Origin of the sequence: Burkholderia sp. FERM BP-3421 (assembly GCF_028657905.1) — a bacterium.
GTDB lineage: Bacteria > Pseudomonadota > Gammaproteobacteria > Burkholderiales > Burkholderiaceae > Burkholderia.
Genome location: NZ_CP117781.1, coordinates 2,306,822 through 2,330,807, shown reverse-complemented (window position 1 = coordinate 2,330,807; position 23,986 = coordinate 2,306,822). Strand labels below are relative to the sequence as shown.

The 23,986-nt window shown below is 72.0% G+C and carries 21 protein-coding genes and 1 pseudogene; 10 read left to right on the top strand and 12 right to left on the bottom strand.

The genetic code is table 11. The features are described 5' to 3' along the window. The 3 genes from Bsp3421_RS13175 (at position 1) to Bsp3421_RS13165 (ending at position 6,960) form a co-directional block, all read left to right on the top strand. Positions 1-1,824: a non-ribosomal peptide synthetase gene (locus tag Bsp3421_RS13175; protein WP_273996388.1), complete on the top strand. Its 1,824-nt coding sequence runs from the start codon at positions 1-3 to the stop codon at positions 1,822-1,824. Beyond that, on the top strand, positions 1,821-6,047 hold the full coding sequence (locus Bsp3421_RS13170) for a non-ribosomal peptide synthetase (protein ID WP_273996387.1): 4,227 nt from the start codon (positions 1,821-1,823) through the stop codon (positions 6,045-6,047). Before Bsp3421_RS13175 ends, Bsp3421_RS13170 begins: the two co-directional genes overlap by 4 nt. 232 nt (positions 6,048-6,279) lie before the next feature. Then, the gene (locus Bsp3421_RS13165) at positions 6,280-6,960 is read left to right on the top strand and encodes a hypothetical protein (protein ID WP_273996386.1); all 681 of its coding nucleotides are present in this window, start codon (positions 6,280-6,282) and stop codon (positions 6,958-6,960) included. 43 nt (positions 6,961-7,003) lie between these two features. Here the strand turns inward: Bsp3421_RS13165 and Bsp3421_RS13160 are convergent, their stop codons facing one another. From Bsp3421_RS13160 to Bsp3421_RS13130, 7 genes are all read right to left on the bottom strand, one after another. Then, positions 7,004-7,816, bottom strand: a complete 813-nt coding sequence (locus Bsp3421_RS13160; protein WP_273996385.1) for a hypothetical protein — start codon at positions 7,814-7,816, stop codon at positions 7,004-7,006. Between the two features lie 128 nt (positions 7,817-7,944). After that, a complete protein-coding gene (locus Bsp3421_RS13155) occupies positions 7,945-8,589 on the bottom strand; it encodes an ABC transporter permease subunit (protein ID WP_273996384.1) in 645 nt (214 codons plus the stop codon). Then, on the bottom strand, positions 8,576-10,177 hold the full coding sequence (locus tag Bsp3421_RS13150) for a transporter substrate-binding domain-containing protein (RefSeq protein ID WP_273996383.1): 1,602 nt from the start codon (positions 10,175-10,177) through the stop codon (positions 8,576-8,578). Before Bsp3421_RS13150 ends, Bsp3421_RS13155 begins: the two co-directional genes overlap by 14 nt. Beyond that, positions 10,174-10,974 carry a class I SAM-dependent methyltransferase gene (locus tag Bsp3421_RS13145; protein ID WP_273996382.1) on the bottom strand — a complete coding sequence of 267 codons (801 nt, stop codon included), beginning with the start codon at positions 10,972-10,974 and terminating at the stop codon, positions 10,174-10,176. Before Bsp3421_RS13145 ends, Bsp3421_RS13150 begins: the two co-directional genes overlap by 4 nt. 23 nt (positions 10,975-10,997) lie before the next feature. Then, positions 10,998-12,272, bottom strand: coding sequence for a TAXI family TRAP transporter solute-binding subunit (locus Bsp3421_RS13140; protein ID WP_273996381.1), 1,275 nt, complete (start codon positions 12,270-12,272; stop codon positions 10,998-11,000). A gap of 232 nt (positions 12,273-12,504) precedes the next feature. After that, a complete protein-coding gene (locus Bsp3421_RS13135; protein WP_273996380.1) occupies positions 12,505-12,669 on the bottom strand; it encodes a hypothetical protein in 165 nt (54 codons plus the stop codon). Between the two features lie 48 nt (positions 12,670-12,717). Continuing rightward, positions 12,718-13,755, bottom strand: coding sequence for an alpha/beta hydrolase family protein (locus Bsp3421_RS13130; protein WP_273996379.1), 1,038 nt, complete (start codon positions 13,753-13,755; stop codon positions 12,718-12,720). A 32-nt stretch (positions 13,756-13,787) separates the two neighbouring features. Here Bsp3421_RS13130 and Bsp3421_RS13125 point away from each other — a divergent pair, with 32 nt between their 5' ends. From Bsp3421_RS13125 to Bsp3421_RS13115, 3 genes are all read left to right on the top strand, one after another. Further along, positions 13,788-14,513: a TetR/AcrR family transcriptional regulator gene (locus tag Bsp3421_RS13125; protein ID WP_273996378.1), complete on the top strand. Its 726-nt coding sequence runs from the start codon at positions 13,788-13,790 to the stop codon at positions 14,511-14,513. Positions 14,514-14,548: 35 nt separating this feature from the next. Beyond that, on the top strand, positions 14,549-14,824 hold the full coding sequence (locus Bsp3421_RS13120; protein ID WP_273996377.1) for a hypothetical protein: 276 nt from the start codon (positions 14,549-14,551) through the stop codon (positions 14,822-14,824). Between the two features lie 134 nt (positions 14,825-14,958). Further along, entirely contained in the window at positions 14,959-16,020 is a 1,062-nt protein-coding gene (locus Bsp3421_RS13115) for an NAD(P)/FAD-dependent oxidoreductase (protein WP_273996376.1), read from the top strand. A gap of 231 nt (positions 16,021-16,251) precedes the next feature. On the opposite strand, the gene Bsp3421_RS13110 is transcribed toward Bsp3421_RS13115, so the two are convergent. Together Bsp3421_RS13110 and Bsp3421_RS13105 are read right to left on the bottom strand one after the other, a co-directional pair. Next, positions 16,252-17,007 (bottom strand): anti-sigma factor family protein, encoded by a 756-nt coding sequence (locus tag Bsp3421_RS13110; protein WP_273996375.1) that lies wholly within the window; start codon positions 17,005-17,007, stop codon positions 16,252-16,254. Next, positions 17,004-17,525 (bottom strand): sigma-70 family RNA polymerase sigma factor, encoded by a 522-nt coding sequence (locus tag Bsp3421_RS13105; RefSeq protein WP_252987964.1) that lies wholly within the window; start codon positions 17,523-17,525, stop codon positions 17,004-17,006. The genes Bsp3421_RS13110 and Bsp3421_RS13105 overlap by 4 nt, the downstream gene beginning before the upstream one ends. Positions 17,526-17,683: 158 nt before the next feature. Here Bsp3421_RS13105 and Bsp3421_RS13100 point away from each other — a divergent pair, with 158 nt between their 5' ends. Further along, a complete protein-coding gene (locus Bsp3421_RS13100; RefSeq protein WP_273996374.1) occupies positions 17,684-18,775 on the top strand; it encodes a catalase family peroxidase in 1,092 nt (363 codons plus the stop codon). Beyond that, positions 18,775-19,308, top strand: a complete 534-nt coding sequence (locus Bsp3421_RS13095) for a cytochrome b (RefSeq protein ID WP_273996373.1) — start codon at positions 18,775-18,777, stop codon at positions 19,306-19,308. Before Bsp3421_RS13100 ends, Bsp3421_RS13095 begins: the two co-directional genes overlap by 1 nt. 272 nt (positions 19,309-19,580) lie before the next feature. Here Bsp3421_RS13095 and Bsp3421_RS13090 read toward each other — a convergent pair whose 3' ends face one another. The 3 genes from Bsp3421_RS13090 to Bsp3421_RS13080 form a co-directional block, all read right to left on the bottom strand. Next, positions 19,581-20,072 carry a GNAT family N-acetyltransferase gene (locus tag Bsp3421_RS13090; protein WP_273996372.1) on the bottom strand — a complete coding sequence of 164 codons (492 nt, stop codon included), beginning with the start codon at positions 20,070-20,072 and terminating at the stop codon, positions 19,581-19,583. Between the two features lie 257 nt (positions 20,073-20,329). Beyond that, on the bottom strand, positions 20,330-21,574 hold the full coding sequence (locus tag Bsp3421_RS13085) for an NAD(P)/FAD-dependent oxidoreductase (protein WP_273996371.1): 1,245 nt from the start codon (positions 21,572-21,574) through the stop codon (positions 20,330-20,332). A 25-nt stretch (positions 21,575-21,599) separates the two neighbouring features. Beyond that, complete coding sequence (locus Bsp3421_RS13080) at positions 21,600-21,953, bottom strand: RidA family protein (protein WP_273996370.1); 354 nt, start codon at positions 21,951-21,953, stop codon at positions 21,600-21,602. A 269-nt stretch (positions 21,954-22,222) separates the two neighbouring features. Between Bsp3421_RS13080 and Bsp3421_RS13075 the strand changes: the two are divergent. Both Bsp3421_RS13075 and Bsp3421_RS13070 read left to right on the top strand, forming a co-directional pair. After that, positions 22,223-22,865 (top strand): annotated as a pseudogene (locus Bsp3421_RS13075) (helix-turn-helix domain-containing protein). Between the two features lie 227 nt (positions 22,866-23,092). Further along, the gene (locus tag Bsp3421_RS13070; RefSeq protein WP_273996369.1) at positions 23,093-23,752 is read left to right on the top strand and encodes an RNA polymerase sigma factor; all 660 of its coding nucleotides are present in this window, start codon (positions 23,093-23,095) and stop codon (positions 23,750-23,752) included. The last annotated feature ends 234 nt before the right edge of the window (positions 23,753-23,986 follow it).

The following is a 23,986-nucleotide window of genomic DNA, read 5'->3' as shown; positions in this document are numbered from 1 at the left end:
ATGCGCACACCGCAGCCGTTCATCCACGACTGGTTCAGCGACGTCGCCGCGCGCACGCCCGACGCGATCGCGATCGCGCACGGCGCGCGACAGGTCGCCTACGCGACGCTCGACGACGAATCGGACCGGCTCGCCAACCGCCTGCGCGCGGACGGCGTGGCCGTCGGGCAGACGATCGCGATCCTGGCCGCCGATCCGGTGCGCTTCGTGAGCGCCGTGCTCGGCGTGCTGAAGGCGGGCGGGGTGTTCGTGCCGCTCGATCCGCGCCTGCCCGCCGCCCGGCGCCAGGCGATCGTCGACGAGGTCGCGCCGCGCCTGCTGCTCGCGGACGCCGAGCTGGCCGTGGCCGCGCGCGAGCTGGCGCGCGGCGCGCCGCTGCTGACGATCGACGAGGCGGTCACGGGGCCGGCGGGCCGGCCGGGCCTCGCGCTCGACCCGGACGCGCCGTGCTACGTGTTCTTCAGCTCGGGCAGCACCGGGCGGCCCAAGGGCATCGTCGGCCGTCTGAAGGCGATCGATCATTTCATCCGCTGGGAGATCGGCGCGCTCGGAATCGGCCCGGACGCGCGCGTGTCGCAGCTGACGGCCACCGGCTTCGACGCGGTGCTGCGCGAGCTGTTCGTGCCGCTGTGCGCGGGCGGCACGCTGGTCGCGCCGCCGCGCCGCGATGCGCTGTTCGACGCGGCCGCGCTGCTGCGCTGGCTCGAGGACGAGCGGATCACGCTGCTGCACGGCGTGCCGTCGCTGTTCTTCGGCCTGCTCGGCGAACCCTTGCGCGCGGCCAACCTGCCGGCGCTGCGCCACGTCCTGCTCGCGGGCGAGGTGGTGCCGCCGGGCGCGGCCGACCGCTGGCTGTCGGTGTTCGGCGAGCGGATCGCGCTCGTCAATCTGTACGGCCCGAGCGAGACGACGATGGTGAAGTTCGCGCACCGGATCCGCGACGAGGACCGGCGGCGCGCGTCGATTCCGATCGGCCGGCCGATCGACGGCACCGAGGCGCTGCTGCTCGACGAGGCGCTCGCGCTGTGCGCGCCGGGCGCGGTGGGCGAGATCCATATCCGCACCGCGTATCGCAGCCTCGGCTATCTGAACCGTCCCGATCTGACGGAGGCCGCCTTCATTCCGAACCCGCACGGCGACGGCGATCCGGACGACCTGCTGTACCGCACCGGCGATTTCGGGCGGCTGGGGCCGGACGGCGTGTACGAGTTCCTCGGCCGCAAGGATGCGCAGCTGAAGATCCGCGGCGTGCGGGTCGAGCCGGCCGAGATCGAGGAGGCGCTGCGCGCGCATCCGGCGATCCGCGATGCCGGCGTCGCGGCGCTGCCCGACGGCGACGGGTCATTGACGCTGCGGGCCTGGGTGACCGCGCCCGACGGCGTGGACGAAACCGCGCTGCGCGCGTGGCTCGCGGCGCGCCTGCCGGATGCGCTGGTGCCGGGCGCGTTCGTCGTGGTCGCGGCGCTGCCGCGCACGGCGAGCGGCAAGCTCGACCGGGCCGCGCTGCCGGCGCTCGAACCGGTCGCGGCGGCCGCGCAGGCCGACACGGCCGCGCCGCCGCGCACCGACACAGAGCGCCGCCTGGCCGCGATCTGGTCCGCGGTGCTCGGCCGCGACCGGATCGGCGTGGACGACAACTTCTTCCGCATCGGCGGCCATTCGCTGCTCGTGATGTCGATGATGTCGCGCGTGCGGCGCGAGTTCGGCGATGCGCTGGTGTTGCGGCATTTCTTCGCGGGCCCGACGCTGGCTGCGTTCGCGCGCCAGATCGACACGCTGGGCGCGACGCCCGGCGCGGACGCGCTCGAGATCGGCGAGCTGTGAGCGTCGCGCAGCTGTTGGCGCAGCTCGGCGAGGCGGGCATCGCGCTCGTCGCCGATGGCGAGCGGCTGCATTTCGCGGCGGCGTCCGGCGAGTTCACGCCCGCGTTGCGCGATGCGGTGCGCGCGCGGCGCGACGCGGTGCTGGCCGCGCTCGGCGGCGGCGCGGGCCGCGCGCTCGCGGGCCGGCTGCCCCTGTCGTTCGCGCAGCGCAGCCGCAGCCTGTGGTATCTCGACCGGCTCACGCCGGGCCATCCGGCCTATCTGATGACGGGCCGCTTCCGGCTGCGCGGGGCGTTCGACGCCGCGCGCTTCGCACGGGCGCTGCGCGGGTTGGCGGCCCGCCATCCGTTCTGCCGCGCGGCGGTGCTCGAACAGGCCGGCCAGCCGGTGCTCACGATCGCGGCGGCCGTTGACGTGCCGTTCGACCGGGTCGACGTCGCGGGCCTCGCGCCCGACGAGGCCGGCGCGCGCGCGCGGCAGGCGCTGGAACACGCCGTCACGCAGCCTTTCGATCTCGCGCGCGCGCCGCTGCTGCGCGCGGTCGCCGTGCACCGCGCACCGGACGACTGGTGGCTCGCGTTCGCGATCCACCACCTGATCGCCGACGAATGGTCGATCGGCATCCTGATGCGCGAGCTGTCCGCGCTCTATGCGGACGGCGATGCGCGCGCGCTGCCGCCGCCGACCTCGGCCGAGGCGTTGCTGCAGGTCGCGCGCGCGGCCGGCGACGCGCAGCGCGAAGCCGACCTCGACCACTGGCGTCGCACGCTCGCGGCGCCGCTGCCGGTGCTCGACCTGCCGACCCGGGGGCCGCGTCCCGCGCGCCAGCAGATCGCGGGCGCGCGGGTGCGGCGCAAGCTGCCGGCGCGGCTCGCGGGCGCGATCGACGCGCTCGCGCGCCGGCACGGGGCGACGCCGTTCATGGTGTATGCGAGCGCGTTCCTGGTGGTGCTCGCGCGGCAGGCGGAACAGGACGAGATCGTGCTCGGCACGGTGGTCGCGGGACGGGACCAACCCGGCCTCGACACGCTGGTCGGCTGTTTCGTGAACACGCTCGCGCTGCGCTGCGACCTGTCCGGCGATCCGACGTTCGGTGCATTGCTGGAGCGGGTGCGCGGCGTCGCGCAGGCCGCGTACGCGCATGGCGCCACGCCGTTCGAGCGGGTGGTCGAGGCGCTCGCGCCCGAGCGCGATCCGGCGCGGCCGCCGCTGTGCCAGGCGGCGATCGTGCTCGAGAACGCGCCGGCCGGCGCGCTCGCGCTGCCGGGCGTCGATCTCGAATCGATCGACACCGATCCGGTCGCCGCGAAATTCGACCTGACCTTGGTGATCGCCGCGCGGCCCGACGGGCTGTATGCGATGCTCGACTACACGGTCGCGCTGTTCAGCGAGGACGCGATGCAGCGCCTGCTCGGCCAGCTGACGACGCTGCTCGATGCGGCGCTGGCCGCGCCCGACACGCGCTGCGCGCGGCTGCCGCTGCTCGCGGACGACGAGACGGCGCGGCTCGCGGCGTTCGAGGCGGGGCCGCCCGCGCCGGCGCGCGCGCCGTGCCGGCTCGATGCGCTGTTCGCCGCGCAGGCGCGCCGCACGCCGGACCGCATCGCGTTGTCGATGGCGGGCGCGGCGCTCGACTATCGCGCGCTCGAACGCTGGGTCGAGCAGGTGGCCGCGCAATGGACGGCGCGCGGCATCGGCGCGGGCGCGATCGTGGGGCTGTGCGTCGAGCGCTCGTTCGAGATGGTGGTCGCGGTGCTGGCGGTGCTGCGCACCGGCGCGGCCTATCTGCCGCTCGATCCCACATATCCGCCGGAGCGCCTGCGCGCGATGACGACGCAGACCCGGCTCGCCGCGCTGCTCACGCGCGCGGATGCGGCGCTGCCGGTCGGGCTGCGCGACGCGCTCGGCGACGCGCCGTGCATCACGGTGCCGCCGCGCGAGGCGGTGCTTGCGGCGACGGCGGCGGTATCCGTGTCTTCGGCATCCTCGGCCGTGGCAGCGGCCGTGGCCGCGTCTGCGGCGCCGAATGTGTCCAATGCGTCCAATGTGTCCGCCGCCTCCGGCGGCGCCGACCCGCTCGCGTGCGTGCTCTACACCTCGGGTTCGACCGCGCAACCGAAGGGGGTGCGAATCGGCCACCTGGGCCTGTGCAATCTCGCGCTCGCGCAGATCGACGCGTTCGGCATCCATGCGGACAGCCGCGTGCTGCAGTTCGCATCGCTGAACTTCGATGCGTCCACGAGCGAGCTGTTCAGCGCGCTGCTGAGCGGCGCGACGCTGTGCCTCGCCGAAGCGGGGCGGCTGCTCGACGATCTCGGCGGCGTGCTGCGCGACGAGCGGATCAGCGTCGCGACGCTGCCGCCCGCCGTGCTGCGCCTGCTCGACCCCCAGCCCTTGCCGGCGCTGGCGACGCTCGTCGTCGCGGGCGATGCGTGCCCGCTCGATCTGGCGCGGCACTGGGCGCGCGGGCGGCGTTTCCTGAACGCGTACGGGCCGACCGAAGCGAGCGTATGCGCGACGATCGGCGCGTTCACGCCGGCGCAGGACAGCCTGACGATCGGGCGGCCGATGGCGGGGATGGCGGTGCGCATCCTCGACGCGCAGGGCGCGCGCGCGCCGATCGGCGTCGCGGGCGATCTGTATATCGGCGGCGTCGGCGTGTCGCACGGCTACAGCGGCGCGCCGGCGCTGACGGCCGAACGCTTCGCGCCGGATCGGCACGCGCACGAGGCGGGGGCGCGCTGCTACGCGAGCGGCGATCGCGCGCGCTGGCGCGAGGACGGCCGGCTCGATTTCCTGGGCCGGCGCGATCGGCAGGTCAAGCTGCGCGGGATGCGGGTCGAGCCCGCCGAGATCGAGGCGGCGCTCGTGTCGCATCCGGCGGTGGCGGCCGCGGTGGTGGTCGCGCGTGCGGACGAGAGCGGCGAGCGCTATCTGGCCGCCTACGTCACGCCGCGCGCCGACGCGGGCGCGCCGCTCGACGAGACGGCGCTCAGGCGCTGGCTGCGCGAGCGCCTGCCGCCGCATCTGGTGCCGGGCGCGATCGTGGCGCTCGCCGCGCTGCCGCTCGGGCCGAACGGCAAGGTCGAGCATCGCGCGCTGCCCGCGCCGGACCTCACGCGGGCAGCCGCGCGCGCCGCGGTCGCGCCGCGCGACGATACGGAGGCGCGTCTGTTCGCGCTATGGCGCGGCATGCTGCCGGCGGCGGGCGCGTTCGGCGTGACCGACGATTTCTTCGCGCTCGGCGGCCATTCGCTGCTCGCGGTGCGCTTGCTGGCGGCGCTCGAACCGCTGTTCGGCCGGCGTCTGCCGGTCTCGGCGCTGGTGACCGCGCCGACCATCGAGGCGCTGGCCCGGCTGCTGCGCGATGCGCCGGCCGCCGCGCGCTGGTCGCCGCTCGTCGCGCTGCGCGCGCCGGGGCCGGGCGCGCCGTTGTTCTGCGTGCATCCGCTCGGCGGCAACCTGCTCGGCTATCTGCCGCTCGTGCGGCATCTGCCCGGCCGGTTCGCGGTCTACGGCCTGCAGGCGCCCGGCATCGACGCGGATACGCAGCCCTGCGCGAGCCTGGCCGAACTGGCCGCGCGCCATCTCGACGCCTTGCTGGCGGTCCAGCCGGCGCCGCCGTTCCTGCTGGCCGGGCATTCGTTCGGCGGCCTCGTGGCGTTCGAGATGGCGTCGCAGCTGCGCGCGCGCGGCCTGCCGGTGGCGCGCCTGATCGTGATGGACACGCCCGCGCCGATCGAGGCGAACCGCCCCGCGCCCGTCGTCGACGACGGCGAATGGCTGTTGCGGCGGGTGCGCGTGCTCGAACGCTTCGGCGACATCGATCTGGAACTGTCGGCCGACGCGTTCCTGGCGCTGTCGGCGGAGGCGCAGCGCGACCGCTTTCTCGCGCTGATGCGCGAGGCGGGTCTGCTGCCGGCCGATGCGGGGGCGGCGCTGGTGGACCGGGTGCTCGCGGTGCAGCGGGCGAGCCAGCAGGCGATCCGCGACTACCGGCCCGCACGCTACGACGGCGCGATTCATCTGATCCGCGCGGCCGACCACGCGAGCGCGGCGCGCGACGCGGACGAGGCGCGCGCGTTCGCGGACCCGTTGCTCGATTGGCCGGCGCTGACCTCGGGCCCGGTGATCGCGGCCACCGCGCCGGGAGACCACATCACGATGCTGGCGGAGCCGCAGGCGGCCGAGGTCGCCGCGATCCTGCACGACTGGCTCGCATGAGACGCGCGAACCGGGGGCGGCGTCGGATGCCGAATCGCGCGCCAGGTTGTGCGCGCAACGCAATGACCCGCATCGCGCGGCCCGCAAGCGGGCGCGCGGCGCGGACGTGACAGCGCGCGTCGGGCCGGCCGAGCAGGCCGGACGGCGCGCATGCGAGGCGGCTCGGGCGGCGCTGCGGCGCGGCCCGGGCCGCGAGAACGAAGCAGCACCTTGATCCGGAAAGGAGGAGCGCATGACGACAGCGGTTGCCCACGCTACCCAGAACACTTATCTTGCCTCGCTCGACGCGGCGATGACCCGCTCGCGCGCGATCGGCCTGTCCGAATACGAGACCCGGCTGGCGTTCGATCCCGCGCTGGCCGTTGATCTCGCGGCGGTGCGCGAGAAAGTCGTCGAGGATTTCTCGGACGGCTGGCTCGAGGACACGTCGGCGCTGCCCGGGCGCTGCTATCTGGTCGCGCGCGATCTGTCCTACATCCTGATGAACATGAAGATCCCGCACGCGATCACGATCGGCAACGTGCTGCTCGACGGCGCGCCTTATTTCACGACGACGCTCGCGTCGCTGCATGCGGATCTCGACGACGGCTATATCGCGAACGAGCCGGCGAACGCGCATTGCTGGATCACGCTGCTCGACGGCTCGATCGTCGACGGCACGCTCAATGCATCGATCGCGCACAAGGAGGGCGCGGCCGCGCCGATCCCGTTCGAGCAGGCGGTGTACGCGAAGCGCCACGACCAGCAGGACCGGCTCGACTACGTGCCGCTGCTGACGGGCTTCCACTATCACATGCGGGTGGTGACGAATCCGTACCAGGACCGCCACTACGAGACCTACATGAAGTGGTTCATCGACTATCGCAAGTGCGCGCAGTCCGACTGGTGGAAGGATCAGGTCGCGCGGCAGTGAGCGCCGCGCGCCGCGGGCGTGGCCCGCGGCGCGGCGGGCCCGCTCAGCGGGGCGGAATGGTCTTCCTGGTATCGATCGCGTACTTGTTCGTGCCGGTCTTGACCCAGTCGGTGCTCACGAGCGGCTGCACGCGGGTGATCTGCGCGACGCTTTCGAGGTTCTTCGCGATCTCGGTCACGCGGGCGTCGGTCGGATTGGCCTGGTAGGCCACCATCGCATCCCGGATCGCGACCAGCGTATCGAAGCGCTTCTGTCCGATGATGTATTTCGCGTTGGTCTCGAAGTTCTCGCCGGGATCATCGGTGCGGAACTGGCCCGACGGCCCGATGAACAGGTTGCCGGGCATCCAGGCGACGTATTCGAGGAAATCGTCGGTGCCCGGCGCGGTCGTGGCGCCGCCGGGTTTCACGTAGCCGCTGCCGAGCCGCTTCGCGAAGGTCGACGCCTGCTCCGCCGCCGCCGCGTTGCCGCCGCCGATCTTCGCGTAGTCGGGAATGTGGTTGCCGAGCATGGTGAAGTATTTGCCGGCGAGCGCCGTTCGCGACTGGCTTTGCCAGAGGAGATTGAAGAAATCCCGGATCGTGTTGTACGGGATGATGTGATGCCGCGATACGCCGATCGGATAATCGAGTCCGCTGCCCGATTTCGTGAGCGCGGTGTTGTAGTTGTCCAGGTTCGCATAAGGCTGGGAAGGCCGGTCGTTGCTGAAGGCGATCTTGTACTGGCCGGCCGGATAATCGCTGCCCTGCGCCGGCGGCGCTTGCTGCACCTCGGTCGTGACCTGGGCCATCGCGACCGATCGAACCACGCCGAAAGCCGTCAGAATACCGATCAACATGATGCGTTTCATTTTCATGGTGCGCTCCTGGTTGGTGATGTCTACAGCGGGAAAATAGGTGCTTCGACGACGTGCCGGACCGAATGGTCGCATTTGCGCGAAGGCGATCGTTTAATCGAAATCAGGCCGGCGAGGCGAATCCCGAATCAACTGAGGACGCGCCGGCCGAGCGCGCGTGAGAGCGCGCCGATCGCCGCCGTCGCCGACCAGCAGAACAGGAAGAAGCCCGCCATCGCATACAGGTACACCCACAGCATCACGCTGTTTCCGCCGGGCAGCGCGACGAGCGTGTTGCAGCGGCTCACCAGTTCCGGCACGCCGATGACCGAGGCCGTCGACGACGCCATCACGATCGTCACGCTGAAGCTGCCCCAGTCCGACACCAGCGCGGGCAGCGCCTGACGGCGCGCGGCCGGCGCTGCGCGCCGCGCGCGCGCGAGGCTGTCCGACACGAAGGCCGCGACCGCGAGCGAGAGCGCCAGCGCGGCCTTGAGCCAGGCGGGCAGCGGCACCTGCAGGCCGAGCGCGGGGAGCGTCAGCGTGTCGGGCAGCACGAACGCGAGATAGAACTGGAACACGAAGGTCGGGATGCCGCGCAGCAACGCGGTCGCGGCGCGACCCGCGCGCGCCCGCGCGCGGCGCGGCGAGGCGCGCAGGCGCGCGAGCAGCGCGCCGCACGACGTGCCGATCGCGAGCGCGGCCAGCGCGATCGCGACGTTCCACAGGAAGCCGCCCGCGAGGAACGGTGTCCAGGCGATCAGGCGCGCGGCGATGGGGTCAGCCGCGTTCATCGCCGAGCCGCCGTTCGATCCGGTTCAGCGCCCAGACGACCGCGCAGACCACCAGCACGAAGCACACGGTCAGGGTGTTCATCATGGTCGCCGCGTTGTCGTGCTCGACGATGATCGAGGTCGACACCGACAGCAGCTCGGGGACGGCGATCGCGCTCGCCATCATGGTCGCCTTGGTCACGTTGACGAGCAGCGCCGTGAGCGGCGCCGCGGCGCGCCGCAGCGCGATGCCGAGCGTGGCCGGCCGCAGCCGGAAGCCGGGCGTGCGCACGCGCTCGCGCGCCGCCGCGTCGTCGAGCGCGCGCATCACGCCCGCGCCGGTGCACGCGCTCAGCGCGAGCACGACCACCCAGAACGCATCGAAGCGCCAGTGCCAGCGCGCGGCCGCGAGACCGCCGACGCCGAACATCAGCACATAGGTTTGCAGCAGTGGCGGCGTCATCCGCGCCACGAGCGCGAGCCCGCGCAGCATCGCGGGCAGCAGCGGCAGCTCGCACGCGGCCGCGAGCGCGAGCCCCGCGCCGCCGAGTACGCTGCCCGCGATGCAGCACAGCGTGAGCGCGAGCGTGAGGCCGAGCGCATGCAGGAAGGCCGCGCGCTCGTAGTCGTCGTAGACGTAGGTCAGGTTGACGCCGGTGCGCTCGTAGACACTCAGGCCCCAGCGGCGCAGGCCCGTCACGTTCTCGGCCGTGACGAAGGCCGGATTGCGGCATGCGACCGGCCAGCCGCCGTCGGGCAGGCGGGCGCACAGATAGCCGCCGTCCGGCGTGCGGCGGGTCCACAGTGCATGCATGGCCGCGAGAAACGGCGAGGCCGGCAGGCGCCACTTGCGTTCGAGCGCGAGCAGCGTGCCCTGCCGGTGCCAGTCGGCCACCGCGTCGCCGAGGAAGCGCGCGAGCGGATCGCCGGCCGCGTCGCGCGCGATCGCGAGGGCCCAGGGTGTCGTCAGCGCGGACGGCAAGGCGATCCGGTAGCCGCGCCACGCGGGATCGCGCAGGTCGCCCGCGATCGCGGCGTCGTCGAACAGCCAGCCCGCGCAGCGGCCGTCGCGCACCGCGAGCTTCGCGTCGCGCCCGTTGCCGTAGACCTGCAGGTTCAACTGGTAGCGCAGCGCCACGGCCCGGTTGAAGTAGCTGCCCTGCGTCGCGCAGACCGTCGCGCCGCGCAGGTCGGCCCAGGTCCGTATCTCGCTCGCGGGCGGCACCATCAGCGTCACGCCCGACGCGTAGTAGTCGGGCTCCACCAGCGTCGCGATCCGGCGGCGCGCGGTGGTGTCCGCGAGCGTGGCGATCGTCACGTCGGCGCGGCCGTCGTTCAGCACCTGCAGGCGATTCACGCTGGTCACGCCGAGCGTGCGCAGCCGCACGCCGAGCCGGCGCGCGAGGTCGGCCGCGAGATCGTGCTCGAAGCCCTGCTGGCTCGCATCGGCCGCCAGCATGCCGAAGGGCGGATAGTCGGTCTTCACGCCGACCACCAGCACGCCGCGTTCGCGGATCGCGGCGAGCCGGTCGGCCGCCCGCGCGTCGCCCGCCGCGAGCAGCAGGCAGACCGCGAGCCACAGGCAGCCGGCGGGCGGCGGGCGCTTCATACGGCGACGGCCAGCACGCGGATGCCGTAGCCGAGCGCGGGCGGCAGCCGGCGCGCGAGCGCGCGGTCAAGGCGCGCGAGGCGGGGCGAACGCGTCACGCACCACTCGGGCAGCAGGCTCTCGGCCTCGCAATGGCGGAGCGCGAAGCCGGCGATCTCCAGTTCGCCGCGCAGTTCCTGGACCGTGTACAGGTGGTAGAAGAAGGTCAGCGCTTCGCCCGCCACGCGGCGCGTGAACGCGACGCTGCCGGGTTCGTCGAGCGGCGGCCGGGCCCGCGCGAGCGCGCGCATGAGCCCGCAGCGCGCGAGATCGAACGGCCGGCGGCGGCGGCGCGACGGCACCGACAGGATCAGCCGTCCGTCGTCGTGCAGCAGCATCCGCAGCCGGCGCAACGCGTCGATGCGCGCCGCGCGGTCGCCGAGATGGGACAGCACGCCGAACAGCAGCAGCGCGAGATCATGCGGGCCGGTGCGCGTGAGCGCGGCGAGATCGTCGTGCACGAAACACACGCGATCCGCGTGGGGCGTGCGTGCGAGCGCGTGCTCGAATTCGCGCAGCGACGCACCGGAGATGTCGTAGGCGGTCACGCGCGCAGGCGTGAGCGCCAGCAGCGCGAGCGCATAGCGGCCGTTGCCGCAGCCGAAGTCGAGGATCCGCGCCGCCTCGCGCGCGCCGTTCGCGAGCAGATAGTCGAGCGTCGCTTCGTTGGGGCGCGGGTAGCGGCGGCGATAGCCTTGGCCGCTGAAATAGCGGTCGTAGGTGTGCCGCATCTGGTCGGCGATGTATCGACTGAGCATGCAGGGCTCCGATGGCGAGGGGATCAGCCGCGCGCGGGCAGCGCGGTCTCGTGCAGGACGCGGGCGGCGCGCAGCTCGGCGAGCAGGTCGCCGATGTCCTGCCGCTCGTTCTCGATGCCGGTCTCGATGCGTTGCAGCAGCGCCCGGGCGCGCGCGGACAGCGGCCGGCTTGCCGCGTCGCGGCGGCGCAGCCACCACAGCGCGCCGTGAGCGAGCGCATGCACGCCGATGCGGCGGATCTTCTCGAGTTCGCCGATGACCTTGAACACGCTGGTCGCGAGCCAGAGCGCGAGGAGCGGCGCGAGATAGGCGTCGATCACGCTCGCGAGGGCGGGCGGCAGGTGCGCGTAGATCCACGGCACGCCGCTCGCGTAGAAGGTGTCGACGAAGCCGTTGGTCTGGCCCGCGCCGCCCGAGTCGCGCGGGAATTCGCCCGGGCCGTTCACGTAGCTGCCCGCGCGGTGCGCGTCGCGCATCGCGGCGAGCACCGCGTAGGCGGTCGCGGGCGGCAGGTCGCTGCGCGCGACCACCGAGATCGTCGCGGCGAGCAGCGGCACGTCGCGCTCGGGCACGTCGCGTTGCAGGTCGTAGATGCCGGCCGGCACGTGGACCTCCTTCAGGAACGGCAGCTTCTTCGTGATCGCCTCGCGCTGCGCAAGCGGCATCAGCGTCAGGTCCGGCCGTTTCGCGAGGTCCGCCATCAGCGCGCTGTCCGCGCCGAGCATGAACAGGCCGGCGTCGAATTCATGGGTCTTGAGGCGCTCGATCGCGTCGTGCAGCGGCAGGAATGCAATGCGGGTGTTGCCCGCATCGATGCCGCTGAGCGCGAAGATGCGCAGCAGGGTGCGGCTCGTCAGGCTGTGCTCGGGCGGCAGCACGAGCGACAGGCCGCGCAGGTCCGCGAACGACGCGTCGGGCCGCGCCGTCGCCACGTCGCGCTGCGCGAACACGAAGATCGGCTGCAGCTGGATGTCGCCGAGCGGGATCAGCGCGCTGTTGCCCGCCGCCGCATGGCCGTCGGCGACGAAACCGAGGTCGAGGCGCGCGCGCGGATCGGCCACGCGCGCGCCGATCTCGTCGGTGTTGGCGATCGGCACGATGTCGACCCGATAGCCGTGCGCCTCGAGCAACTGCTGGTACTGGCGCGCGGTCTGGTAATAGCTGCCGTCGACCGGGCCGGCCGCGATGCGCAGGTGGTGCGACGGCAGCACGTGCGCGGCCGCGCCGGCGAGGAGCAGCAGCACGATGAAGGCGGGCAGCAGCGGCGGGCGCTTCAGGTGGCGAAAGAGTGTGCGCATGTCGATGGATTCGGTCGGGACGGACGCGCCGTGCGTGGCGCGGATCGTCGGCATGCACGGTCCGCGCCGCGCGGGAGGGCGCGGTGAATCCATTCTGGGTGCGCGTCGCCGACGTTCCTATGGAGCAGGCGTCATGGGACGGATGGCAGGCGAGGCGGCAGGGGAAGGGGCGCCGCCGGCGGAGCGGGGGACGCGCGCGGGCGCGTCCGGTGGGTTTCGCGTGAGGGGGACGTTACAGCCAGCCCGGCCGGCCGCCGAGACGGGCGGGGCGGATGTTGCCGGAGCGGCGTTCCGGATCGTTCGTGTATTCCGGGTGATTCGACATGACGCCGGTGGCGCAACCTTCGAACAGGCACACGCTGAGGAACGCGAAGCAAATCGAGCGTAGCGATTTCATTGGGGTATCAAGAAAAGAAGAAAGGACGAAGACGGGAGACAAGATGATTCAATCCGCGCCGGGCGCGGCTTGCGCGTTGATCCAGCCGGTGAGCCGCGCGAGCGCGCCGGGTTCGTAGGCGCGCCTGCCCAGGCACGCGAACAGGGCCTGCTTCCACAGCGGCCAGTCCGATTCGAGCTGGTAGTCGAACCAGCGCGCGCGCAGCAGCGCATGGGTCGCCCCGGGCGCGATCTCCGCCAGATGGTCGGGGTGGCCGGCGAAGGCGCGGCGATAGGCGTTCGCTTCGTCGATCGGATCGACGTTGCGGTCCCACGCACCCCACAGCGCGAGCACCGGGCCTTGCATCGTCGCGAGCGCGGACGTCGCATCCTCCGCGTAGTTGAGCGTGATGAAGCGGAACCGGCGCGGTGCGATGTCGGGCCGCGCGCGCGGATCGGCCGGCGCGTGCGCGGCGCCGAACAGGCGGTCGTTGTCCGCGTATTCGGCGCGCAGGCGGCGCTCGATCGCGGCGCGGTCGGCGCCCTGCGCTTCCATCCGCTGCCGCGTGTAGTACATCCCCTGGGCGCGCCAGCTGACCGCGCCGCCGACGATCGCCGAGAAGGCCGGCCGGAACGCGCTCGCGACCCGGGGCACCACCCAGCCGCCCTGGGAGAAGCCGAGCAGGCCGATCGGATGCGCGCCCGCGGTGGCCTCCCGGACGCGCAGCCATGCGGCGCGCGTCTCGTCCGCGCGGTCCGCCATCGATTGATCGAGCCAGTCCCCGCCGCTGTCGCCGACGCCCGCCTTGTCCCACGAGAACACGCCGATGCCCGCCGCGAGCAGGCTGTTGACGAGCGGCAGGTAGTGGTCTTGATCGAAGCGCGTGCGCGGACCGTCGCCGTGCACGAGCAGCGCGATCGGCGCTGCTCGCCGGTGGCGCGGCAGCACCAGCGTGCCGGCCAGCTCGGCGTGGCCGGCGCGAAAGCGCAGCGGGGTGCTGTCGGCATCCTGCAACTCGAAGTCGGACAACCCGCGCCAGGCCCATGCGCCGAACGCGAACGCGACGAGCAGCGCCGGCAGGATGACGCGGGTGAGGGTCTTCTTCAAGGACGGGCTCCAGGAACGGGTCAAAGGCGTTCATGCTCGATGGCGGCGGGGACGGCCTGGCTGTCACGGCGCGCTTGACGCCCCGATGCGCATCGATAAATAATAGATCGAGCAGTCAGTCTATTAAAGAATGCGATGTTCGTCCAGTCAGGGAGTGGGCAATGAGAAAAGTCGATCCGGAAAAAGTGGAAGCGAAACGCCGACGGATTCTCGACGCGGCGATCGAATGCTTCGCGCGCGGGGGATTCCACGGCACCTCGACGGCGGAAATCTGCGCGGCGGCGGACATGAGCCCGGGCAACCTGTTTCATTATTTCCCGAGCAAGGCCGCGATCATCGAGGCGATCGCGCAGGAAGACCAGCGCGAGATGGCCGCCCTGTTCGCGCGCCATGCCGACGCCGCCGATGCATTGCAGGCGATCGCGGACATCGCGGTCGAGATGATGAAGCTCGGGAGCGAGCCGACCTATGCGCGCATCAGCATCGAGATCGCGGCCGAGGCGTCGCGCAATCCCGAGATCGCCGCGCTGTTCGCCGCGAACGAGGCGCGCGTGACCGACGGCATGGCGGCGCTGATCCGGCGCGGCATCGCGCAGGGCGCGATCGATGCGAGCCTGAAGCCGGAGTTGGCCGCGACCTGGCTGATCGCCCTCGCGGAAGGCGCGATCGGGCGCATCGTGCTCGCGCCGGGGTTCAAGGTGCGCACGCATGCGCCGGTGCTGCGCAAGCTCATCGAACGTTGGTTGCGCGCGCATTGAACGGAGGTATACCGGCGATTTCACAGGACACCGTCATGAAGCGAATTTTCGGAGTACGCTGGCGTACCGTCGGGCGCGTGCTGGTGCGCGTCCGGTGCAGCACGGCGATGTTCTCGTTGCTGATCCTGATCGTCGGGAGCGTCGCGAGCCTGGGTCATGCGGCGACACGCATGGATGCGCGCGCAACCGGTTCGTCAGCCAGTGCGGCGGGCGTCGGGCGGGACGGCGGCGCGGCGCGGGGGTGCGCTGCCGCTGGCCCCGGGCGTGCGGGGCAGGCGAGCCTGCGCGCGCGGCGAGAATGCGCCGCTTGAACGATCCGGCGACTTGAAGCGGTGGCATTCCCGCGCGTGTTTCGCCGCATGCGCGGGAGAACACCGAGAACCACACGGCGGCAGCACGACAGACGCGGCACGGGGCAAGCCGCGCGACAACACGGAGAAACGGGATGACGGACGGGATCGTGGTGGTGGGGGCGGGCATCGTCGGCGCGTCGATCGCCTATCACCTGGCGAGCCGGGGCGTGCGCGTGACGCTCGTCGAGCAGGACGCGCCGGGCGCGGGCGCGACCGGGCGCGCCTTCGGCTGGATCAATCCGGGCGCGGACGGGCCGCCCGCCGCCGCCGTGCTGCGCGCGCTCGCGGTGACCGAGTATCGGCGGCTCGAACGCGAGCTGGGCGTGCCGCTCGTCAACTGGAGCGGCGCGTTGACCTACGGCGCCGATGCCGGCGGCGCGGAGCCGATCGCGCGGGTCGCGTGGCTCGATCGCGAACAGGTCGGCCGGCTGGAGCCGAACCTGGTCGATCCGCCCGAGCGGGCGCGCTATGCGCAGGACGAGGGCGCGCTCGAACCGGAAGCGGTCGCGCGCCTGCTGGTCGAGCGCGCCTGTGCGCATCGCGCCGCTTATCTGGGCGAGACCCGCGTGCACGCGCTGTGTCGGGACGGCGCGCGCGTCACCGGCGTGCAGGTCGACGGCGGCGTGTTGTACGCGGACACGGTGGTGCTCGCGGCCGGCGTGCGGACGGCCGCGCTCGCCGCATCGGCGGGCGTCGTGCTGCCGGTGGACACGTCGCCGGCGATCCGGATCCGGGTGGCCGCGCCGCCGGGGCGGCTGCGGACCATCGTGTCGAACCGGGACTTCGAAGCGCGCGAGGCGGCGGACGGTTCGCTCGTGCTGGCCGAGGACTATCTCGACGACGATGGCCCGGATGGCCCCGAGGCCATTGCCGGGCGCGCGCTCGACGCGGTCCGGCGCACCTTGCGCGGCGCGGAGGGAGCCACGCTCGGCGAGGTCGCGGTCGGCCGGCGTCCGATGCCGGCCGACGCCGCACCCGTGATCGGCACGTGCGCCGATGCGCCGGGCCTGTACGTCGCGGTCATGCATTCAGGGGTGACGCTGGCGGCGGCCGTGGGGCGGCTCGTCGCCGATGCGCTGCGGCTCGGCGGCACGCCGCGCGCGCTCGCGCCGTGCAGTCCCGATCGTTTCGCCGGCGCGCGCCGATCGCGTTAGCGGGGCGGGCGGGATGCCGGCCGAGGGGCGGCGGGAGAAGGCCGGGCGACGCGCGCCGGCTGTCCCTGCCCGTGTTCGACGCGCGTCGCGCGCAACCGGGACGACGCGACGCGCATCGTCCCCATGCAAGTCAGTGGGTCATGCTGCGTTCCGGCCGTCCGGACAGGCTGAACCGTCGTTCTTGTCGGCGGCGGTTGCCAGGCACGGACGGAGCGGCGCGCATCGCGCCGCTCAAGTCTGCTGGTCGAGCGCCTGCGCGAGTGCCTTTTCGCCGAGGCTTCCGGCCGGCCCGACCACCGCGAAATTGAGCCCGTTCACCGATCCATACCGCGCCAGCAACGCGCCGTCCACCCGCTCCCCGGCCGCCATCAGCCGGTGCGCCGATTCCGGCGGCCGGAGGTAGAAGCTCAGCTTGCGGCCCGCGTCGTCCTCATAGAGCACCATCGCAGCCGCGCCGCGCTCGGTGGCGAACAAGCGCCCGCCGACCGGCCTGAACCCGGCCGCGCCCAGGTCCGGCAGCCTCGCCGACGCCCCCACGCGCTTGGCGAGCCATGCCTGCAAATCCTCCGCGCTCGCCGGCCGGTAATCCACCTGCGCGGTTTGATCGACCACCATCATCTTGTAGGCCTCGACCGCATCGCTCATCGGCGCGACGGGCGTCGGCGCGTTCCACCCGCGCGCCTGCCATCCGCCGAACGTCCCCAGTCCGATGCAGAAAATCAACGAAGCCGCCATCGCCAGGCGCATCCGCGCGCGTTCCGTCCGCCGCGCGCGGAGCGCCGCGGGATCGAGCGCCGGGTTGTCGGCCGGCATGCGCACGCTCTCCAGCGCCGCCCTCAACCGCTGCGCGTCCTGCTGCCAGCGCTGAACCTGTTCCGCGCGCGCCGGATGCAGCGCGAGAAAGCGCTCGACCGCGGCGCGCGCGTCATCGTCGAGCTGGCCGTCGACATAGGCCTGGAGGTCGTGTTCGTTCGGAGGGATGTTCATTTCTTCATCAGGCGGAGAGAAGGAGCGGGAAGCTCGCCGTCGCTGAGCTGGCGCAGCGCCTGGCGCGCGCGGGAGAGCCGCGACATCACGGTGCCGATCGGCACGTCGAGCAGGTCGGCGACTTCCTGGTAGCTGAAGCCCTCGACCGCGACGAGCAGCAGCAGGCTGCGCTGTTCGTCCGAGAGCCGGCCGAACGCTTCGAGCGTCGCGCGCGCCGCGAACTCGCGCTCGGCGGACGGCCAGTGCGCCTCATCGTCGTCGCCGAGACGGCCGAGCAGCCACGCGTAGCGCTTCGCGCTGCGCTTGCCGTCGAGAAACTGCCGATACAGGATCGTGAACAGCCAGCTGCGCAGCGAGGCGTCGTCGCGGCGGCTCGTCCAGCGCGACAGCGCGCGCTCGAGCGTCGACTGGACGAGATCGTCGGCCGCGTGGACGTCGCGCGCGAGCCAGAGCGCGAAGCGTCGCAGCCTGGGGATGAGTTCGCGCAAGGCGTCGTCGTCGAGGGCGGTGGAGGGCATGGCCGGGCCGGTTGCCGAAAGGGTCGAGATGCCGCGTAAGACGCCGGTCGGTGTCTATTATTCCATCAAGCAGAGGAAAAAATTTTCGTGGAATAAAGCGGTGCGGGTGGCGTCCTACGCGGGTTCGACAATGATCTGACGATCGGGAGCACACATTCATGGAGCGATCTTCTTCCTCTTCTTCGCCGCAGCGCGAGCCCGGGCGCGGGTGGTGGCGCTGGGCCGCGATCGGCGGCGCGGTGGCCGGCGTGGCCGTCGCGTTCGGGTATGCGGGCGGGTGGCTCGCGCCCGCGCGTCTGACCCCGCAGCGGCTCGTCGATGCGCTGCAGGCCAACGGCGGCGTTCATCCGGGTTACCGGCGCAATCACGCGAAGGGCGTGTGCGTGACCGGCTATTTCGAAGGCAACGGGGCCGCGAGCGCGTATTCGGTCGCGCCGTTCTTCAAGGCGGTGCGCACGCCGGTGGTCGGGCGCTTCGCGTTGCCGGGCGGGAATCCTTACGCGGCCGACAGCAGCGTGCCGATCCGCAGCCTCGCGCTGAAGCTGACCGCGCCCGACGGCGAGCAATGGCGGACCGGAATGAACGCGATGCCCGTGTTTCCCGTGGCGACGCCGCAGGCGTTTTACGCGCTGACGGTGGCGACCCACCCCGATCCGGCGACGGGCAAGCCCGATCCGGCGAAGGCCAAGGCGTTTTTCGGCGGGCATCCGGAGACGGGCGCGTTCCTGCAGTGGGTGAAGGGGGCGAAGCCGAGCGCGAGTTACGTCACGGAAAGTTATTACGGATTGAATGCGTTCTACTTCGTCGACGCGGACGGCCGGCGGCAGGCGGTGCGGTGGCGGGTCGTGCCGGAGCAGGCGGCGGGCGCCGGGGACGTCGCGACGGCCGCGGATCCGAACGTGTTGCAGCAGGACGTGACGCAGCGCATGGCGATGGGCGCGCAGAAATGGAAGCTGCTGGTCACGCTGGCGGAACCCGGCGACCCGGTGGACGACGCGACGAAGGTCTGGCCCGCGCAGCGGACGACGATCGATGCGGGGACGCTCGTGCTCGACCGCGTGGAGGCGCAGGACAGCGGGCCGTGCCGGGATGTGAACTACGACCCGACGGTGCTGCCGCAGGGGATTCAGGTATCGGAGGATCCGTTGCTGGCGGCGAGGTCGGCGGCCTATGCGGATTCGTATCTGCGGCGGACCAGCGAAGAGGCCGGCGTGGCGGGCGTGGCGCGATTGAGTGCGGAGGGACGGTGATGAAGGCTTCTACGACATTTGCCTGGCCGGCGAGGGTGCTGCATTGGGTGATGGCCGCGATGATCGTCGCGATGCTGTTTATCGGCGTGGGGATGGTGTCGTCGGTCTCCGGGCGGCATGCGGTGCTGGTGGCGATCCACAAGCCCCTGGGGATCGCCGTGCTGGCGCTGGCGTGCGTGCGGATCGTGGTGCGGCTCGCGTCGACGCCGCCGGCATTGCCCGAGGATCTGCCCGGGTGGCAGAAGTTCGCCGCTCACGGGTCGCATCTCGTGCTGTATGCGCTGATGGTCGCGATGCCGTTGATCGGGTGGGCGATGCTCTCGGCCGGCGGCTATCCGGTGACGCTGGGCGGCGGCGTGCAGCTGCCGGCGCTGGTGCCGGCCGATCCGGTGGCGTTTGCGTGGCTCAGGGTCGCGCATCGGCTGTTGGCCTATCTGTTCTTCGCGACCTTCCTCGCGCATTTCGCCGCCGCGCTCTATCACGGGCTGATCCGGCGGGATGGGGTGCTGAGGGCGATGGTCGGGCGCGGATGAGGGCGGCTTGCGTTTCGCGGCGGTGGTGACGGTCGCCGAAGGCGGCCGTCGGCAACGCGCGGTGGTGTCGCCCGGCCGACGTCACCGCGCCGTCTCGGCAGACCGGGTTCGATCCACGGACATCGGGCGCCGGACATCGGGCGTCGGCGATTTCCGTCGCCGAAGGCTCCGGTCGATTTCATCGAGCGTGAATGCGCCCGGATCGCCACCGGACATCGCGTACGCAGGGCCGGCGACCGGCAGTCGAGCCGGCCGCATCCCCTTTCGAACCCTCAGAGCGTCATGCTCATTTCATGCCACGCCATGCCGCCGTGCGTCGACGCGGAGGGCCGTTCGTAACGGAAGCCGAGCCGCTCATACAGCGCGACATGGCGGTCCTTGCACATCAGATGCAGCGTGCGCTTGCCGAGCGCCTTCATGCGCTCGACGAACGCGCGCATCATGCGCGTGGCATGGCCGCGCCCCTGGTGACGCGGATCGATCGCCACCGACATGATCACGACGCGCGGCCCGTCCGGATCGTGCCCGACCAGCTCCTTGAACGCTTCGTCCGACATCACGACCTCATGCGCGCAGCCGCTGTTGATGAAGCCGATGACCTCGCCGTCCTGCTCCATCACGAGGAAGCCGGCCGGATACCGGCGGATCCGCGTGGCGATCTTCTCGCGGGTGGCGGCTTCGTCGCCTTCGTAGGCGGACGCCTCGATGGCATGGCACGACGCGAGATCATGCGGGGAAACGATGCGGAAGCAAGGATCGGACATACGATTCGACTCGACGAAAAAGCAGCCCCGGACTGCGGGAAACGCGGGTCTTGCATGGTACGCGCCGCGCGCCGGCCCTGCGCTGAAATTCGCTCAGCGGACCGTGCACGGCATGCATGCGGCGCGCGCGCCTTCAGCCGTTGCGCGCCAGCGCCGCATGCGTGTTTTATCGACTTCACGGCCGGCGACCGGGCGGTCCGTTGCACGGGACGCCGGCCGCGATGGCGGCGGCGTCCCGTTGGGGGCGCGGCGCCGGATCAGCGGCCGCGCAGGAACCGTTCGACGGCGAATGGACGCGGATCGACGAAGGGCGGCGCGCCCGTCATCAGGTCCGCGAGCAGCCGGCCCGTGGCCGGGCCGAGCGTGAAACCATGGTGGGCGTGGCCGAACGCGAACCAGAGATCGCGGTGGCGCGGGGCCGCGCCGATCACCGGCAGCATGTCCGGCGTGCAGGGACGACAGCCGAGCCAGGGCGTGTCGTCGACGCGCGCGCCGAGCGGGAACAGGTCGCGCGCGACCGGCTCGACGGCGTTCAGCTGGACGGGCGTGGGCGGTGCGTCGCGGCTTGCCAGCTCGATGGCGGTGGTCAGGCGGATGCCGCGCGTCATGGGCGTGATCAGATAGCCGTGCTCGACATCGAGGACCGGGCGGTTCAGGCGCGCGCCCGGTTGCCGCGCGTAGTGCATGTGATAGCCGCGCTTGACCGCGAGCGGCAGTGCGTAGCCGAGCCGCGCGCACAGCAGGTCGGACCAGGGCCCGAGCGCGATCACGGCGCTGTGCGCGTCGAGCGGCCCCGCGTCGGTGTGCACGCGCCAGCCGGCTTCGAGCGTCAGCGCGTCGCCGCGCACGACGCGCCCGCCGAGTCGCTCGAAATAACGGGCGTAGGCGGCGACGAGCGCCTGCGGATCGCTGATCGAGCACGAATCGGCGTAGCGCAGCGCGCCGATCAGCGCGGGATTGAGCGAGGGTTCGGCGGCGCGCAGCGCGGCCGCGTCGAGCGTGTCGAAGCGCACGCCGTATTCGGTGCGCCAGCGTTCGGCGTCGCGGGTCTCGGCATCGCGCGCGCGGGCGCTGCGGAATACCTTGAGCCAGCCGCCGTCGCGCAGCAGTTCGCCGGCGTTCGCCGCGCCGATCAGCGCGCGGTGCTCGCTCACGCAATGCGCGATCAGCGGGGCATAGGCGCGCGCGATCGCCGCGTGCCGGTCCGGCCGTGAATGACGCCAGTAGCGATACAGGAACGGCGCGAGCGCCGGCAGCGCGGCGGCGTGGTAGCGCACGTCGGGCGAACCGTTCAGCGCGTATCGCAGCAGCGCGCCGAGGCCGCGCGGGAACGCATACGGATAGACCCCTTCGCGCTGGATCAGCCCGGCGTTGCCGAACGACGTCTCGCCGCCGGGCGCGCCGCGCTCGACGAGCGCGACGGACAGCCCGCGCTGTTGCAGATGCACGGCGACGGACACGCCGATCATGCCGCCGCCGAGGACGAGCGTATCGAATTTCATTGGAGGTTCCTGGTGGGCGCGCGGCTCAGGCGAGCGCGGTGACGGCGATCCCCACGTCGAGACCGGGCTTCATCGGCCGCGACTGCACGCAGGCGCGGGTCGGCGCGTGGCCGGCGGGCACCCAGGCGTCCCGGACCGCGTTGAACGCGTCGAAGTGCGCGGCGTCGCTGAGCCACACGTTGGCGGTGACGAGGCGGGGCTTGTCGACGCCCGCCGCCGCGAGCAGCGCGTCAATGCGCGCGAGCACCTCGGCGGCTTGCACCGCGAGCGGCGCGCCCGCGCTGTCGGGCACCTGGCCCGCGAGAGGCACGATGCCGTTCGCGATGACGACCTGGCTCATGCGGGCGCCGGTCTGGAGACGCTGGATTTCACGGGACATGATGGCGACCTTCGAGACGCCGGCCGCGGCGGCGGGCGGGGGTGGAAAAAAGCGGGCGACCGCGCCGGACGGCGCGGGGCGGCCGGCTCGCCGCGAGGCGCGGGCAGCCGGGCGTTCGGAGGAAGCGGGCGCTGGCGGCGGGCCGCCCGATGCTAGAGTGATCATCCCGTCCCTTCCGTGGCGATTTCGATGAAAATTGTCATATACGAGAAAAGTAATTCTCGTATATGACAAAATCTGTATTCACGCGCAGTCCGCCGAGTATCCGCATGCCCCGATCGACCGATGTCTTTCCGCCTTCGCCCGCCGAGCCGACGCAGCTCGACCACCAGACCGTCGGCGCGCGCCTGCGCGACGCGCGCAAGGCGCGCGGCCTGACGCTCGCGGCGCTGTCCGAGCGCTCGGGCATTGCGGTCTCGACGATCTCGAAGGCCGAGCGGGGCGATATCGCGCTGACCTACGACAAGTTCGCGGCGCTGACCCAGGCGCTCGGGCTCGACTTCGACGCGGTGTTCCGCCGCGCGGAGACGCCGCCGGGCGGCGCGCTCGCGCCGTCGTTCACGGCGGCGGGGGCGGCAGATGGTTTACGACACGCCGAACTATGCCTACGGGATGCTCGCGAACGACCTGATCGGCAAGCGCATGGTGCCGGTGCGCGCGCGGATCCACGCGCGCGCGCTGAGCGATTTCCCCGAGTACATCCGGCATGCGGGGGAGGAGTTCGTGTTCGTGTTGAGCGGCGAACTGGAATTGCGCTTCGAGACGGGCGCCGCGTTCCGGCTTGAGGCCGGCGATAGCTTGTATTTCGACAGCGGCGTCGGGCATGTGTACCTGAGTCTCGGGGACGAGGATGCGGAGGTGGTTGCGTGCTGCCTCGGGGACGTCGGCGAGCGGCCGCGCAACGCGATTTGAGCGCGTGGGGGCGGGGCGGGCTGGGCGTCGAAAAAAATCTTGGCGGACCGCGACGGATTTTGCCGCCTGCGGCGTTTAATCCGCAACGGGGCCGCGTCGGCCCCCCGCGTGGAGAAACCCGCATGTCGCGCCTTGTCACCCGTGTTGCGCCCTTTGCCGCGCCGGCTTGTTGCCGCGCGGCCGTCGTATATTGACGAGGCGCGCGCGGTCGCGTCGCGCCCAACCCTATGCCGGCCCTTGTCCTTTCGTTCCGGGAGTTTCCAGGTGAGCAATCACCGCATCGCCGTGGTTCGGATGCGCGGCGGCCGTGCGCGGAGCGTGCGCCGTTGAACGAGCACGATCCCGACGCGGAACTGGTGGCGCGGGTCGGCGAGCGCGATCCGGCCGCCGTGCGCACGCTCGTCGCGCGCAAGCTGCCGCGCCTGCTCGCGCTCGCGACGCGCCTGCTCGGCGACCGGATGGAGGCCGAGGACGTCGCGCAGGAGGCCTTCGTGCGCGTCTGGAAGCAGGCGCCGGGCTGGCGCACCGGCGAAGCGAAGTTCGATACGTGGCTGCATCGCGTCGCGCTGAACCTGTGTTATGACCGGCTGCGCGGGCACCGCGAGGAGCCGGTCGAGGTCATGCCCGAGACGCCCGACCCCGGCCCGACGCCCGATGCGCGGCTCGAATCCCGCGCGCGCGATGCGCGGGTGCGCGCCGCGCTGGCGGCGCTGCCGGCGCGGCAACGGGAGGCGCTGGTGCTGAATTACTACCAGGAGCTGTCGAACCTGGAGGCCGCGGCGCTGATGGGGATCAGCGTCGACGCGTTGGAAAGCCTGCTCGCCCGCGCGCGGCGCGGCTTGCGCGCACAACTGGCCGGCAGCGGCCCCGAAGAGGACTTGCGATGACACCCGAGAGATTCCGTGCAATCGTCGACGCCTACGGCGCTGACGCGGCCCGCTGGCCGCTTTCCGAGCGCGATGATGCGCAGGCGTGGGCCAGTGCGCATCGTCGCGAGGCGGAGGGGATGCTTGAGGCCGCTGCGTCGCTCGATGATTGGCTCGCGTGTGATGTGGCGGTGCGGCCGGATGAGGCGCTCTATCGTCGGATCGTGGCGGGGCGCCGGTGCGGGCCGGGCGGGT

Bases quoted from the DNA above. Each gene is read 5' to 3' on its own strand.
- Bsp3421_RS13090 (WP_273996372.1), bottom strand. From the start codon at position 20,072: ATGTCCGATCCTTGCTTCCGCATCGTTTCCCCGCATGATCTCGCGTCG.
- Bsp3421_RS13095 (WP_273996373.1), top strand. From the start codon at position 18,775: ATGAAGGCTTCTACGACATTTGCCTGGCCGGCGAGGGTGCTGCATTGG.
- Bsp3421_RS13070 (WP_273996369.1), top strand. From the start codon at position 23,093: ATGCCGGCCCTTGTCCTTTCGTTCCGGGAGTTTCCAGGTGAGCAATCA.
- Bsp3421_RS13080 (WP_273996370.1), bottom strand. From the start codon at position 21,953: ATGTCCCGTGAAATCCAGCGTCTCCAGACCGGCGCCCGCATGAGCCAG.
- Bsp3421_RS13125 (WP_273996378.1), top strand. From the start codon at position 13,788: ATGCTCGATGGCGGCGGGGACGGCCTGGCTGTCACGGCGCGCTTGACG.
- Bsp3421_RS13160 (WP_273996385.1), bottom strand. From the start codon at position 7,816: ATGAAAATGAAACGCATCATGTTGATCGGTATTCTGACGGCTTTCGGC.
- Bsp3421_RS13150 (WP_273996383.1), bottom strand. From the start codon at position 10,177: ATGAAGCGCCCGCCGCCCGCCGGCTGCCTGTGGCTCGCGGTCTGCCTG.
- Bsp3421_RS13175 (WP_273996388.1), top strand. From the start codon at position 1: ATGCGCACACCGCAGCCGTTCATCCACGACTGGTTCAGCGACGTCGCC.
- Bsp3421_RS13115 (WP_273996376.1), top strand. From the start codon at position 14,959: ATGACGGACGGGATCGTGGTGGTGGGGGCGGGCATCGTCGGCGCGTCG.
- Bsp3421_RS13155 (WP_273996384.1), bottom strand. From the start codon at position 8,589: ATGAACGCGGCTGACCCCATCGCCGCGCGCCTGATCGCCTGGACACCG.
- Bsp3421_RS13105 (WP_252987964.1), bottom strand. From the start codon at position 17,525: ATGCCCTCCACCGCCCTCGACGACGACGCCTTGCGCGAACTCATCCCC.
- Bsp3421_RS13140 (WP_273996381.1), bottom strand. From the start codon at position 12,272: ATGCGCACACTCTTTCGCCACCTGAAGCGCCCGCCGCTGCTGCCCGCC.
- Bsp3421_RS13135 (WP_273996380.1), bottom strand. From the start codon at position 12,669: ATGAAATCGCTACGCTCGATTTGCTTCGCGTTCCTCAGCGTGTGCCTG.
- Bsp3421_RS13110 (WP_273996375.1), bottom strand. From the start codon at position 17,007: ATGAACATCCCTCCGAACGAACACGACCTCCAGGCCTATGTCGACGGC.
- Bsp3421_RS13165 (WP_273996386.1), top strand. From the start codon at position 6,280: ATGACGACAGCGGTTGCCCACGCTACCCAGAACACTTATCTTGCCTCG.
- Bsp3421_RS13100 (WP_273996374.1), top strand. From the start codon at position 17,684: ATGGAGCGATCTTCTTCCTCTTCTTCGCCGCAGCGCGAGCCCGGGCGC.
- Bsp3421_RS13145 (WP_273996382.1), bottom strand. From the start codon at position 10,974: ATGCTCAGTCGATACATCGCCGACCAGATGCGGCACACCTACGACCGC.
- Bsp3421_RS13085 (WP_273996371.1), bottom strand. From the start codon at position 21,574: ATGAAATTCGATACGCTCGTCCTCGGCGGCGGCATGATCGGCGTGTCC.
- Bsp3421_RS13120 (WP_273996377.1), top strand. From the start codon at position 14,549: ATGAAGCGAATTTTCGGAGTACGCTGGCGTACCGTCGGGCGCGTGCTG.